The organism is Pseudomonas sp. PDM28 (assembly GCF_019219115.1).
Classification (GTDB): Bacteria; Pseudomonadota; Gammaproteobacteria; order Pseudomonadales; family Pseudomonadaceae; genus Aquipseudomonas; species Aquipseudomonas laurylsulfatiphila.
On the sequence record NZ_JAHUWG010000002.1, the window covers coordinates 287,306 to 300,757 of the forward strand.

The following is a 13,452-nucleotide window of genomic DNA, read 5'->3' on the forward strand; positions in this document are numbered from 1 at the left end:
GACCGCACCCGCCACAGCGCCGAACCATAAACCCCTCTCCTCTGCCGTTTTTTGCGGTATCAGGCACCGTTATCCAGTCAGGGTATGGCAGAAGGCCAGCTGGCGGGATATTCTGCGCTCTTCGCAGCCACTTCTACCCGGCGACGAAAACCCGCCCCCCGTTTTGAACATGGAAGTCCTGATGAACCCAAGGAACCCGGATTTCACGGCAAGCCCATTGCCTCGAGCCTTCTACGCCAAAGCCCCCTTGCAATGCATCAGGACGGCGGACTGATTTTTACCGCGCACAGCACTTGGCAAAAAAATAAATCTGTCCCCTATTCCCGTCTTCTCGAATGACTCAACAGCAAGGAGCATTGGCAATGGCATTGAATTACACGGATGCATCTGGAAACACCTGGGCCGTCGATAGCCGCGGCAATGTGAATCAGGCTAAAACGTCAGCGCTCTACTCCAATACCCTGGACAGCAGTTCCCTGAATCTATACATCGGCGGATCGACTTCGTCTGCATACCTGTCATGGGCATCGGCCAGTGTCACTGCCAATACGCAGACGGTTACGGCGACAGACTCCACCACCGGCATCACCCTCACCCGCACCACCTATATCGGCGACGGTTTTGTCCGCACGCTGGAAATCGTCAAAAACACCGGCAGTGCCCCGCAGTCAGTCAATCTTCAACTGACGGACAACGTCTATTACGACTCAAGGACTGTGGTGACCGCCACCAGCAGCGGTGACACCCTGCGCACTACCGCGGACGACTGGTTTGCCGTGGGCAGCACTAACCTTTCCGATGCCAATCTCGTCCATGTGGTGTCGGGAGGTGCCGGTTCACCCGATACCACCAGTCAGAACTCCGGCGCTGTCGATCAACCACAGAGCAGCTACAACCTGACGCTTGCCGCCGGCGAAACCAAAGTGGTCATGCATTTCCATGCGCTGGCCAGCAACACGGCCGGCGCTCAGGCGATCGGCAGTTCGCTCGCGGGGCTGACCAACAGCGGCTACCTGACGGGCATGAGTGCGACCGAACTGAGCAGTCTTGTCAATTTCACCCAGGATCTTTCCAGCAGCGTGACAGCAACGCTTGCGGCGCATCAGACCAACCTCACCCTGACCGGAACAGCGGCCATCAATGGCACGGGCAACGGGCGCGACAACATCATCACCGGCAACAGTGCGGCCAACACCCTCACTGGCAATGACGGAAATGACACCCTCTTGGGCGGGGCCGGCAACGACACCCTGATCGGCGGCAATGGCAATGACACCCTCGATGGCGGCACGGGTAACGACCTGCTCAATGGCGGTGTCGGCAATGACCTCTATATCGTGGATTCGGCCAGCGACCAGGTCACCGAGATTGCCAATGGCGGCATCGATACCGTCAAGAGCAGTGTCAACTTCAGCATTGCCGCGTTGCTGAATGTCGAAAACATCACGCTGACCGGCACGGCGCTGAACGCTACCGGTAATGCCAACGCCAACCTGTTGATCGGCAATGCTTCCAACAATGTGCTGATCGGTGGTGACGGCAACGATACCCTCAGGGGTGAAGGCGGCGTCGATACGCTCAATGGCGGCGGCGGTAACGATATCTATGTCGTCGATACCACGACCGATATCATTGTTGATTCAGCCGGTACGGACTCGATCGAGTCCTCGGTCACTTTCAGCCTGGGCACTTATGCCGCCATCGAGAACCTGACGCTGACCGGGGCCGCCGCCATCAATGGCACCGGTAACAGCCTCGCCAACACCCTCGTGGGCAATGCCGCAGCCAACACCCTCGACGGGGGTGCCGGCGCAGACCAGATGATCGGGGGGGCCGGCAACGACACCTACGTGGTGCGCGACAGTACGGATGTCATCACCGAAACCAGTTCCGGTGGTACCGACGCCGTGGTCAGCTACCTGAATTACACCCTCGGTGCCAACCTGGAAAACCTGACACTGGCCGGGGCCGCGCTGACCGGCACGGGCAACGCCGGCAACAATTCGCTGCTGGGCACTGCCGGCAACAATATCCTCAATGGTCTGGCCGGCAACGACACCCTCAATGGCGGCGCCGGGATTGACACACTCAACGGCGGCGATGGCAACGACCTCTACATCGTCGACACCAACACCGATGTCATCACCGACACTTCAGGTGTGGATACGGTTCAGAGCACGGTCAGCTTTTCCCTCGACACCCGTACGACCCTCGAGAACCTGTCATTGATCGGCACTGGCGCCTTGAGCGCCACCGGCAATGCCCTGAACAACCTGATCTCCGCCAACGCGGGCAACAGTACGATCAATGGTGGAAGCGGCAACGATACCGTCAGTTATGCCAGCGCCACGGCGGGCGTCAAGGTGGCGGTCAATGGCGCCGCCCAGGTGACTGGCGGCTCGGGTACCGACACGCTGATCAACATCGAAAACCTGTCAGGCAGCAGATTCGATGACGCCCTCACCGGTGACGGCAATGCCAATATCCTGCGCGGCGGTGATGGCAATGACACCCTCGTTGGCGGCGCAGGCAGTGACCTGCTCTACGGCGACACGGGCAATGATCGTCTGGTCGATTCGATCGGCGATGACACACTGAGCGGTGGCGCAGGCGACGATACCTACGTTGTGGCCGGCACCACTGGAACCATCCTGATCGAAGACTCAAGCGGTATCGATACGCTGGACGCTTCGGCAGCGACAGGCGGTGTCACCATCGATCTGACGCCTGGCGGCACCAGCAACATCAATGGACGGATGGTGACGCTTTCTTCCGGAGGCACGGTAGACGTACCACTCGACGTGCTCTTCCTCCAGGACGCCTCCGGCTCGTTTGGCGACGACGTGGCAAAAGTGAAGACGCTGGTGCCCCAGGTGCTGTCTACCCTGTCCTCGGTTCAGGCTGACAACCGTTTCGGCCTGGCCTCCTTCATTGACAAGGGCGAATACGTCTATCGCACCGACCTGGCGATGACCTCCAATCAGACCAGCCTGGTCAATGCACTCAACACGCTGACCATCGGCAGTGGCGGCGACTCGCCGGAGTCGCAAATCGAGGCGCTGATGCAGGCCGCCGTGCGCCAGACCGAACTCGGTTTCCGCCCCGATTCCTTCCGGGTTGCGGTGGTGATGACCGATGCCGACTATCACAAGGCCGGCGACACGCCTTATGTCGCCAACGACGGGGATGCGCTGCTGGAGCTCGAAGACTACCCGACGGTTGCACTGCTCAAGGCCAAGCTGCTGGCCAGCGCAATCGTGCCGGTCTTTGCCGTCACCGCCGGCAACGAAGGCTATTACAACAACCTTGTCGATCAGCTTGGTTTCGGCACCGTCGTGACGTTGGCGGCGGACAGTTCCAATCTGGTGGATGCCCTGACAGATGGCATGACCCAGATTACCGAGGCACGGATCGAGAACGCCATTGGCAGCGTTTACAACGACACCCTGATCGGTAACGGACTGGACAATCGCCTGGAAGGCCTGGCCGGCAACGATACCTATTATGTTCAGGACAGTGGCGACGTGGTGGTTGAAGCGAACCTGGGCGGCACCGATCTGGTCGTCAGCTCAGGGAGCTACGCGCTGTCGGCCAACGTGGAAAACCTGACGCTGTCCGGTACCGCGAACATCGACGCCACGGGTAACGCCCTGAACAACCAGCTCGTGGGCAACAGCGGAGCCAACGTCATTTCCGGTGGCGCCGGTGCCGACAGGATGCTCGGTGGCCGCGGCAACGACACCTACATCGTCGATAACGCAGGCGATCAGGTGATCGAGTACTCCGTCGCCGGCACCGATGTCATCCAGAGCTCGGTCAGTTTTGCGCTGAGCGACAATGTCGAGAATCTGACACTGACCGGCACGGCGGCCATCAACGGCACCGGCAATGCCCTGGGCAACACACTGACCGGCAACACCGTTGCGAACGTGCTCAATGGCGGTGCCGGCAACGACATTCTTATCGGCGGTGCGGGCAACGATACGCTGATCGGGGGTGCCGGCAACGACACCTTCATCTTCACGTCGCTGTCGGACATGGGGACGACCGGTACGATTACCGACGTCATCAACGATTTCGTTCGCGGGCAGGACAAAATCGACCTCGGGACACTGGATGCCATCACGAGTACAAGCTTCAGCAACGAGGCCTTCTCGTTCATCGGCAATGCTGTTGCCTTCACCGGAGCCGGGCAACTGAGGCTGCAGGATAGTGTGCTCTACGGCAACACCGATACGGACAGCGAAGCCGAGTTCGCCATCAAGCTCGTAGGCGTCACGACCCTCGCAGCGACAGACATCATTCTTTGATCTGCCGCTGAACGCGGTATCTGTCTTGCGTTACCGACAACCCCGACAAGCCCTGTGCTTGTCGGGGTTTTCTTTTTTTTGGGGGCTTTCACTGGTTTGGGTTCGGACGCAGTCTCCTGCAGGCGCTGGCTTGCCAGCGATGGTCATTAACGATAACGGGTGTGAACTGGATAAACGTGGCGCGCTTGAGTCCATCGCCAGCAGGCTGGCTCCTACAGACGCGGTCTTTTGTGGGAGCTGGCTTGCCAGCGATGGTCGTCAACGATAACGCGTGTAGCCTGGATAAACGCGGTGCGCTTGAGTCCATCGCCAGCAGGCTGGCTCCTACAGTTTCCCGGGCCGCAGCATTTGTGCTGAGCGATCGGGATGCGCCTGGACGCCGACACTGCGCGGTTAAAAGTGCGCCGTATCCGCCCCGGCAACCGGCAGGCTGGTCGACAGGGGTACGCTCTGCGTGACGTTGGCCATCCGGGTGATTTCCACCTGCACCTTGTCCTTGCCGAGCAGGTAGTCGGCCAGCTTCTGCGAAAACGGCCAGTAGTTCAGATCGGCCGTCAGGGTCAGCGGCCCGACGGCATCGGCCGGCACCAGGAAGGAGAACTCCCCGATGTCGTAGCCCTTGGGCAAAATGCGGTTGTCCGAGAGAATTTGCGTGGCATTCCAGACCTCGACGTCCAGCGGGTTGCCGTCCTTGTCGCCTATGTGCACCTTGAAGTTTCGCGTGTTGACTTCGGTCTTGCCGTCCTTGATCGAGCCCAGCCGGTAGATCTCGCGCCCCGTGGCATCCTGCACCCGGAAATCGATCCACATCTCCCGACCCTCCGGAAAGCCGGTCGGCAGCTTGTGCCCTGCGCCGACATTGGAAACCTTGACGGCGACCGAAGTGTATTGCCCGGCAACGATCGCTGCCGGCAATTGCTCGAAGGTTATTTCCCCCGCGCGCGCGAGCATGTTGCGAGCCCGTTGTGCGCCCTCATCCTGACCGAGATGGTTGAGCATCATCGCGTTGGCCCCGCTGAACCAATGCGAGGCGACCTCCTCGCGATCCGGCCCCATGATCGCGGCCTTGCCCTTGAAACCCGGCATGTGGCAGCTCTGGCAAGTGACATCGTTAAGGCTGTAGGTGCTCTCCTGCCATTCGTCATAGGTGCGCTCCACCGCCACGCTGCTGAACGGGTGCGTGACGTTGTGGCAGGTGCCGCAAAAGTCCGAGCGGGTGTGCAAAGCCGAGTACACCGTGTCGTGATAAGGCGAGACGGCATCTTTGCGCGGGCCGAACTTGGTCGGCTTGCCGTGCGCCCGGGGGCTCAGAACATAGGCGCCGTTGTCCAGGCCCGTGCGGGCACTGATGTTGTGGCAGGTTTCGCAATCGACCCCGGGCATCGGAGTGTTCTTCGCGCTGTCCTCAACCGAGGAGCGGTTGACTTGCGAAGTGATCTGCCCGGTCGTGAGACCGATCGGTGTATGGCAGCCAGTGCAGAAGTTATCGACCTTGCCCTCGGTGGCCGAACTCGCGCGCTTGAGCAAGGCCCGATAGATGGGTTCATCCCAGGCCTGGGACATCATCGACGAGCGCCACTGTTTGTAGATCTCCGTATGACAAGCGCCGCAGACCTGGGCATTGTCGAAGTCCTTCACATTCAAGACCAGGTTACCGGTGGTATTGGCCCGGTGCGGGAAGAACGGCATCCCGCCAGTCACATGCATGAGCCTGGAGCGTGCCGGCTCCAGCCACTTGTCATTGCTCTGATTGTCATTGCCCTGATTGTTACTGCTCTGGGGTTCGTCGGCCGCCACCAGCGTCACCGTCAGCAGGCAGGTCAGGAAGAACAAAAAACGCCGAGCCAGAGGTTTGAGCGCCAGGAACAACGGTATGAACAATGACGCCAGGGAAATGTTCAAGTCGACAATAGCCAGCTTGACGCCTGGCGGTACGTTGAACATTGCCATGTAAGACCCGGCGCTGATCGTCCAAAGAACAATCAAGGCCGATAGCCCATGCAGCGCTAACTGTGCACACGTTGGTCTGGTGTGGCTCATGGCATTTCCTCTGGACGGTTCGCAGAGGATGACTGCAGTACTTCTATTGAGTCGCCAGGGGTATTTCGTGATGCAAACCGATGGTTACGTGCAATCACTCAATGGGGTACTTACAGCTCCACAGCTTGCCGACGCTGCACCTTTCGTGAACGGGACACGCTCACTCAGCAATTACCCTGCCATTGCTGTAACAAAATATGAGCGAGGACCGGAATGTCCCTGCAAACATTCGTCGAAAGTTGAAATGCCGTGCTGATGCTGGCGTGAATACTGCTGGGGAATAGCGCCCCGTTAGTGGGGACGCTTACACCGAAATCGGGGACCACTCACCGTCTTGAGTCGAGACCCCTTACTCCCTGTCTTTCGTCGTCCGGATGAGATTACCCCGTAACTTGACGATGGCCTTCTGCATTTGCACGAAGTCGTCGGGATCGAGGCCGGTTTGCGGGAAGCCGTCTTCGCGCAGGCCTTCACGCAATGTTCGCCCCTCTTTTGTGAGATTGATCCGCACCTGGCGTTCGTCTTCCGGGTCGCGCTGGCGCAGCAGATAACCCATCGCCTCGAGCTTCTTCAGGATCGGCGTGAGGGTGTTGGATTCCAGAAACAGCTTTTCGCCAAGGCTGCCGACGGTCTGATTGTCTTCTTCCCACAGCGCGACCAGGGTGATGTATTGCGTGTAGGTCAGGCCGAGCCGTTCGAGCATCGGCTTGTAGGCCTTGCCGAAGGCCAGGTTGGTGGAATAGACGGCAAAACACAGGAAGTCGGAGAGTTTGAGATCCAGGGCGGATGTCTTTTCGGTGTTTTTCATGGACGTTCTCAGGGGCAATCTTGCGAGACTGAAACTATACGTCGTACACGATGGTATCGGAAGTGCGCATAAACACCGACGGCCGGCTCACCGGGAAAATCCCCGTTGAGCCGGCCGTGCAGCGGGTCAGGCCGTCAACACATTGATGTCGACATCAATGTTGCCGCGTGTGGCCTTGGAGTACGGGCAGATTGCATCGGCGTTGTGGGCCAGTTCAGTCGCCACTCCCTGATCCAGCCCCGGCACGCGCAACGTCAGTCGGGCCTGGTGGAAGTACGCCGCGCCGGTCTGGCCCAGATCGACTTCAATGTCGACGGCCGTGTCGGTCGGCAGTGTCACCTTCATTTGTTGGGCGGCCAGCCCCACCGCTGCGATGTAGCAGGCCGACCACGCGCCGGCGAACAGTTGCTCGGCTTTCGGGTGCGGCTGGACGGCAGTCAGCACGTGTGCCGGTGTGTCGCTGCCGGGGGACGACAGTACGATGTCGAGGTTACCGTTATGACCGCGCGACGTATTGCCCGCGCTGTTATGGGTGGTGTGGGTTTTGCCGCTGGCCAGTACTTTCTCGATCTTGCTCATGATGATTCCCTCAGGATTACAATCGGTTAAAATCGTATGCGCTTGCATCGTATGCGATACTAGTGATGCGTCCGCGCGTCACGCCGTGATCACGTTCAGGGCAACATCGATATTGCCGCGTGTCGCTTTGGAGTAAGGGCAGATGGAGTCGGCGATGTGCGCCAGTTCGGTCGCGACATCCTGTGCCAGCCCTGGCACGCGCAGGGTCAGTCGGGCCTGAAGGAAGTAGGCCGGACCAGTCTGGCCCAGGTCCACTTCAATGTCGACGGCCATGTCCGCCGGCAAAACGATATTGCGTTCCTGCGCCACCAGCCCCACTGCTGCGGTGTAGCAGGCCGACCAGGCCCCGGCGAACAGTTGCTCGGCCTTCGGATGCGGCTGTGTGGCGGCAAAGACGTGGGCTGGCTGAGTGGAACCCGGTGACGACAGGACGATATCGAGGTTGCCGTTGTGACCGCCGACATTGCTGCGGGTGGTGTGGGTTTTGCCGGTAGCCAGTACTTTTTCGATTTTGCTCATGGGGATTTCCTCAGGGTTTAAAGTTCGTGCGATTGTATCGCATGCGACGCGTATGGCATTCAAAAAGACAACGTTCGTCAATTGGCCTGTGCAACGATCCAGTTGTTGCCGTTGTGGCCATGGGAAGCTTGAGCGGTAGCGATCAACAGGGTGCGGCGGCTTCCGGTGTTCATGGCTGAATCTCCAAACGGCAAGGGTTGTCTGTATTTGTTATCGTATTCGACTTGATCGCATGCGATGGATGAATATTCAACCAAAGCCCCAATGATGTCAAAGTTTATTTTATGCCTTGGCGATGAGCGGCAGGTTCGCGGCCGACCGTGCTGCCCTCCCCCTCGCCGAATCAAGGGATGAGCGGACAACATTGGCCCTCGGACAAAAAGGTTCTTCACGCATTCCCCGGAACTGCTGGCGATGGACTCAAGTACGCCGCGTTTATCCCGTTAACACGCGTTATCGTTAACGACCATCGCTGGCAAGCCAGCTCCCACAAGGGACCGTGCCCACGCTGAAACTGTAGGAGCCAGCCTGCTGGCGATGAACTCAAGCACGCCGCGTTTATCCAGGTCACACGCGTTATCGCTGGCAAAACCAGCGCCTGCAATGCCCCGAAAATGCGTGAAGACCCCGCAAAAAAAACCCCCTCACAGGGAGGGGGTCTGGTGTTTGCAAGGTTCTAACGGTTTCACCCGTCTTCACCTGGACTTTCGTCAGCTCATCGCGCAGGAATTCCAGCGAACAGCCAGGTAGTCTCCTCGGCCGGCGCTGCGGCGTTGCGATTGCGCGCCCATTGGGTCAGCGCCACCATCGTCGCAAAGCCGAGCACGATCAATACCGGATAGGCCATCAGCAACTCGGTCAACGAGTATTTCCAGGCCAGCGGTCGGCCTACACCGAGCATCGCGGCATACAGCCAGGAAACGCCCGACAGTGCGCCAGAGAACAGGGCAAACATTCGCACATTGATAGGCAGGTCAAGCAAGGAACCGGCCTTGAGCATGGCGGGCAATACATAGCGGTGCAACAGCATGCCGTTGAATGTCAGCAACAGGACAATAATAACTTTGGCTTGAAGTTTCGGATTGGCAAAATAAGTCATGCCTTTATCAAGGTAATCAATACCTATAATTGCTGCACCGGTGATCCACAAAAATAGCAACGCATTGGAAACAGACTTCTGCAGACTGGCCATATGATCATTATCGTGCCCGGACGACACACGGCCTTTCAATAGATCCTTGACCATTGCAACATCGCTGGCAAACACCAGGCCAATGGCTACGCAACAAGCCAACAGGTGTACGTAAACAACTCCTAAACGCATAAACTCCATGGATTCTTTCTGGCCAAGCAGGCCGATCATTGTATTAATATCCACGTTTACATCTCCACTTATTGCGGCAGTGTGAAGTGACCATGCCCCAGGCACGCGAATGAATTATCCACGCCTGCACAATCAAAGTTCACATTGATTGAAGCGACTAAATTAGTTTGGGTATTACAAGAGAGAGCGACTCGCCCCGCGAGTCAGTGATGACGGCATACTATCACTCCAAGTCTCAGGTAAAAAAAATCCCCATGTGCATTCCATTCAATGCAGATGAGGTATACGTCCAATTTACTAGGGATTGCAGTGCGAAGCTCAAGGGATCCGCCTGCTGGAAGATCAGAGCCCAGCATATACAAATCGTTCATTTTTCGAACAAAAACCTCGACAAACGGTACTGCCAATAATGCCTCAAAAGGCCGGTTTCATTGGCTGAAACCACCGTTGCAAAGCGGCTGAATCGTTTCATTTATCATATCGAAAAAAAAGCGGATTTCCCGCGGAACTCACACCTTTTGACCCAGCGAATAGCGAGTTTTGCCTCGTACGCAGGCACGCCATTCGATGCTTGCTGAACAGGATCAGGCCAGCAACTGGCTGATCCACCGGACCTGGCGCGCGATGTCCTGCACCTTTTCCTCAGGCACGGCCCGCTGCGCCCCGGCAAACTGGCTCAGGGTCTCCTGCTTCTGGCGCAGCTTGCGTTGCCACTTGACCAGGAACGCCGGGCTGCGGGCCTGCAACTGCAGCGGGCCGAAGTACAACTCTTCTGCGGTGTAGATCACCGGCCCAGCGCGCTCGGCGACGATGATTTCGTAGTCGAAACGATTTTCCCGCAGCACTTCCTCGCAGAGGATGCGATAGCCGTTTTCCATCAGCCACAGGCGCAGTGGCTGCTCGCCGCCGTTGGGTTGAAGGATCAGGCGCTCCTGCCCGCTCAGGTACGCCTTGCCGCTGTCGAGGATGTCGCGGATCGTTTCGCCGCCCATGCCGCAGAGGCTGATCGCCGTGATCCCGTCTCCCGGCAGGATTGCCGCCAGGCCGTTGGCCAGGCGCACGCTGATCCGTTGCTCCAGATCGTTCTCGTGCACGGTGCGTTCGGCCGCGCGGAACGGCGTCAACGCTACTTCCCCGGCCACCGCCGCCGTGATGGCGCCACGACGCATCAACGCCACCGGCAGGTAGCCGTGATCCGAGCCGATATCGGCCAGGCGCGCACCGGCCGGCACATGCGCCGCCACGCGCTCCAGGCGCATGGACAATGTCTGTTCGTTCAACTGCGGCCCCTTCTCACCACGAACGTCCGGCGCCTTTGGCCGGATCGGGGCGCGATTGTGTCGGGCAATGCCGTGCATTTCAAATTTATGCGATCAAGTTACAGCTCCCCTTCACGCGATCACGCCCGCATACACCGATCTGTCGACGTTTCCACCGGACAGAATCACCGCCACCCTTTTTCCCGACATGGCTTCACGCTCGGCCATGAGCGCCGCCAGCGCCGCCGCACCGGCCCCTTCCGCCAGGTTGTGGGTATCGGTGTAATACACGCGCATGGCCTCGGCTATCTGTGCGTCACTGACCGCAACGATTCGCGCCGCACCTGCGGCATAGACGGCAAAGGCTTCAGGTATTGGCTTGCGTACGGCCAGACCGTCGGCAAAGGTGGCCGCCGAGGCGGTTTCGCACAGGGTTCCGGTGTCGAACGATAACTGTGCGGCCGCCGCCTCTGTGGAAACCACGCCCACCACCCGGGTGTCCAGGCCCAGGGCATCGCGGGCGGCGATCACGCCACAAATCCCCGATCCACAGCCAATCGGTACATAGACGGTATCCAGATCCGGCGCGGCGTTGAACAACTCCAGCGCATAGGTGGCGACGCCCTTGACCAGCTCGGTGTGAAACGGCGGCACCAGGAACAGGTCGTGCTCCTGCGCAAGCCGTGCCGCCTCTTCACGAGCCTCATCGAAATCGCGGCCATACTCGACCACTTCAGCGCCAAAGCCGCGCATGGCGTTGTTCTTTTCCACCGAGTTGCCTTGCGGCACGACGATCAGCGCCCGCAAACCCAGTGCGCCAGCCGCCAGTGCAAGGCTTTGGCCATGGTTGCCGCGGGTCGCGCTGACAATGCCCTTCACGCCTGGATGCTCGCGTTTGAGCCAGTGCATGAACGTGATGCCGCCGCGCACTTTGAAAGCACCGGTAGGCGTGTGATTTTCGTGCTTGACCCACACCGTGCAACCCAACCGGCTTGCGAGCAAGGGCCAAGCGTACTGGGCGGTGGCGGGCATGACCTGGTACACGTGGCATGCGGCCTGGTCGATGTCGTCGCGAGTCAGTGTGTGCATGAGTTGTCTCCCCGGGATTTTGCCCAGTCTGAACAGGGGCGCAGTACGCAGGCTTTCAAAAAACCGACCTGACTTTTATGTCCAGTCTTCATTACTATGGCGTTCATGCGCCATCGAAACCGTCTGCATCCACCCCTGCTGTCCGAACCGGTCCGCCGTATCGAGGCTGGCGCCTGGGCGATCGAATTGCTCCCCGGCTGCGCCTACGCGGCCCGATACGTCGCGACCCAGGCGGGTATCGGCTTTGCCTTCGACAGCCAGCGAGGCCTGCACGCGATCGGCAGCGACCGGGTACAACCCTTCGATGCCATGCCCAACGGCCTGGCGTTCGTTCCGGCCGGGTGTGACGTGTTGTCCGAATCGCCCAAGGGAGGTGAATATTTGCGGGTGATACGCACTGACGGTATGGCGTTGGAGGGCAATCGCGCTTTCAACAACCGTATCGACCGGCAAGCCACGGCCCTCGCATGGCGCATGCGCGCCGCGCTGTTGCACGCTGGCGTGGAGGACGACTGGGAGGCCTGGGCACTGGCATTGTCCGAGCGCGTGACGGCCAGCGAAGCCGATTCGACACAGCCCCATGGCTCGATAACCGGCAGCCGGATGCGCTTGCTCGATGAGTTCATTGACGCGGGCCTCGATGGCCCGTTGAGCGTACCGGCGATGGCGGGCCTGCTTGGCTTGTCCGAAGGCTATTTCATGCGGGCTTTCAAAAATGCCACCGGCAAAAGCCCCCATGCTTACCTGATCGACCGACGCCTGGCCAGGGCTCGAGCCCTGATGCGCGACTCGACCGCCACGCTGGCTGAAATCGCCTACGCCTGCGGTTTCAATTCCCAGGCGCACATGGCGACCACCTTCAGGCAACGCCTCGGCGTGAGTCCGGTGCAATTGCGTCAAAAATGAAACGACAGGAAAATCAACGGTTGCGTGCAGGCAGCATGCCCTTGAGCACATCATCCTTTTCAACGAAGTGATGCTTGAGCGCAACCAGCAGATGGCCACCAACCAGCGCGCCGCACAACCACGACATGTAGGTGTGAACCGCCTTTGCCAGATCGTACAGGCTCTGATCGGGGTCAACGATTGGCGGGAGCATGAACAGCGCCGCCACCATGACGGGTTTATCGGCGACCGAACTCCAGTACCAGCCGGACAACGGCAGCCCTATCAAGGCCACGGCGTACAACAGTACATGCCCGACCAGCGCACCACGCTTCATCGTCGGGCTCATCGAGTCGGGTAGCGCCGGTGCCGGGTGACTCAATCGCCAGGCGATACGCACGACGATGAGAAACAGCAGCGTACTGGCCATCGCCTTGTGCACGTAGGTGAGCTCATGGTGGGCATTGAACTCGTCGCGCCAATGCGTTGCCACAATTCCGATAACCCAGGCCCCCAACCAGATCAGGGCCATGCCCCAATGCAGCCACTTGGCTGTACCGGTGTAACTTCCTTCCTTCGCCATCACGCGGTCCTACCCGTTATTTTTGAAGGCGGATTATCGCGACATGGTGTTATCGG

Annotated in this window: 10 protein-coding genes; 2 read left to right on the plus strand and 8 right to left on the minus strand. The window is 59.3% G+C overall.

The features are described 5' to 3' along the window. Window positions 1-362 precede the first annotated feature (362 nt). Window positions 363-4,310 carry a M10 family metallopeptidase C-terminal domain-containing protein gene (locus tag KW841_RS04620; protein ID WP_218473944.1) on the plus strand — a complete coding sequence of 1,316 codons (3,948 nt, stop codon included), beginning with the start codon at window positions 363-365 and terminating at the stop codon, window positions 4,308-4,310. Between the two features lie 393 nt (window positions 4,311-4,703). Here KW841_RS04620 and KW841_RS04625 read toward each other — a convergent pair whose 3' ends face one another. From KW841_RS04625 to KW841_RS04655, 7 genes are all read right to left on the minus strand, one after another. Beyond that, window positions 4,704-6,350: a multiheme c-type cytochrome gene (locus KW841_RS04625; protein WP_218473946.1), complete on the minus strand. Its 1,647-nt coding sequence runs from the start codon at window positions 6,348-6,350 to the stop codon at window positions 4,704-4,706. Window positions 6,351-6,699: 349 nt separating this feature from the next. Beyond that, a complete protein-coding gene (locus KW841_RS04630) occupies window positions 6,700-7,158 on the minus strand; it encodes a MarR family winged helix-turn-helix transcriptional regulator (protein ID WP_218473948.1) in 459 nt (152 codons plus the stop codon). Window positions 7,159-7,284: 126 nt separating this feature from the next. After that, window positions 7,285-7,737, minus strand: coding sequence for an Ohr family peroxiredoxin (locus KW841_RS04635; RefSeq protein WP_218473951.1), 453 nt, complete (start codon window positions 7,735-7,737; stop codon window positions 7,285-7,287). A 78-nt stretch (window positions 7,738-7,815) separates the two neighbouring features. Further along, window positions 7,816-8,256: an Ohr family peroxiredoxin gene (locus KW841_RS04640; protein ID WP_095966036.1), complete on the minus strand. Its 441-nt coding sequence runs from the start codon at window positions 8,254-8,256 to the stop codon at window positions 7,816-7,818. A 715-nt stretch (window positions 8,257-8,971) separates the two neighbouring features. Beyond that, window positions 8,972-9,619, minus strand: coding sequence for a hypothetical protein (locus KW841_RS04645; RefSeq protein WP_007977914.1), 648 nt, complete (start codon window positions 9,617-9,619; stop codon window positions 8,972-8,974). Between the two features lie 545 nt (window positions 9,620-10,164). Then, entirely contained in the window at window positions 10,165-10,860 is a 696-nt protein-coding gene (locus KW841_RS04650; RefSeq protein WP_305729863.1) for a tRNA (adenine(22)-N(1))-methyltransferase TrmK, read from the minus strand. Between the two features lie 111 nt (window positions 10,861-10,971). Further along, on the minus strand, window positions 10,972-11,928 hold the full coding sequence (locus KW841_RS04655; protein WP_218473955.1) for a threonine dehydratase: 957 nt from the start codon (window positions 11,926-11,928) through the stop codon (window positions 10,972-10,974). A gap of 105 nt (window positions 11,929-12,033) precedes the next feature. Here KW841_RS04655 and KW841_RS04660 point away from each other — a divergent pair, with 105 nt between their 5' ends. Next, entirely contained in the window at window positions 12,034-12,834 is an 801-nt protein-coding gene (locus tag KW841_RS04660) for an AraC family transcriptional regulator (RefSeq protein WP_218473957.1), read from the plus strand. 13 nt (window positions 12,835-12,847) lie between these two features. Here KW841_RS04660 and KW841_RS04665 read toward each other — a convergent pair whose 3' ends face one another. Continuing rightward, entirely contained in the window at window positions 12,848-13,396 is a 549-nt protein-coding gene (locus KW841_RS04665; protein ID WP_218473960.1) for a cytochrome b, read from the minus strand. Window positions 13,397-13,452: the final 56 nt, after the last annotated feature.

What these genes read in the sequence shown, in the direction of transcription:
- KW841_RS04620 (WP_218473944.1), top strand. Translation starts at nt 363, where the DNA reads ATGGCATTGAATTACACGGATGCATCTGGAAACACCTGGGCCGTCGAT.
- KW841_RS04625 (WP_218473946.1), bottom strand. Translation starts at nt 6,350, where the DNA reads ATGAGCCACACCAGACCAACGTGTGCACAGTTAGCGCTGCATGGGCTA.
- KW841_RS04630 (WP_218473948.1), bottom strand. Translation starts at nt 7,158, where the DNA reads ATGAAAAACACCGAAAAGACATCCGCCCTGGATCTCAAACTCTCCGAC.
- KW841_RS04635 (WP_218473951.1), bottom strand. Translation starts at nt 7,737, where the DNA reads ATGAGCAAGATCGAGAAAGTACTGGCCAGCGGCAAAACCCACACCACC.
- KW841_RS04640 (WP_095966036.1), bottom strand. Translation starts at nt 8,256, where the DNA reads ATGAGCAAAATCGAAAAAGTACTGGCTACCGGCAAAACCCACACCACC.
- KW841_RS04645 (WP_007977914.1), bottom strand. Translation starts at nt 9,619, where the DNA reads ATGATCGGCCTGCTTGGCCAGAAAGAATCCATGGAGTTTATGCGTTTA.
- KW841_RS04655 (WP_218473955.1), bottom strand. Translation starts at nt 11,928, where the DNA reads ATGCACACACTGACTCGCGACGACATCGACCAGGCCGCATGCCACGTG.
- KW841_RS04660 (WP_218473957.1), top strand. Translation starts at nt 12,034, where the DNA reads ATGCGCCATCGAAACCGTCTGCATCCACCCCTGCTGTCCGAACCGGTC.
- KW841_RS04665 (WP_218473960.1), bottom strand. Translation starts at nt 13,396, where the DNA reads ATGGCGAAGGAAGGAAGTTACACCGGTACAGCCAAGTGGCTGCATTGG.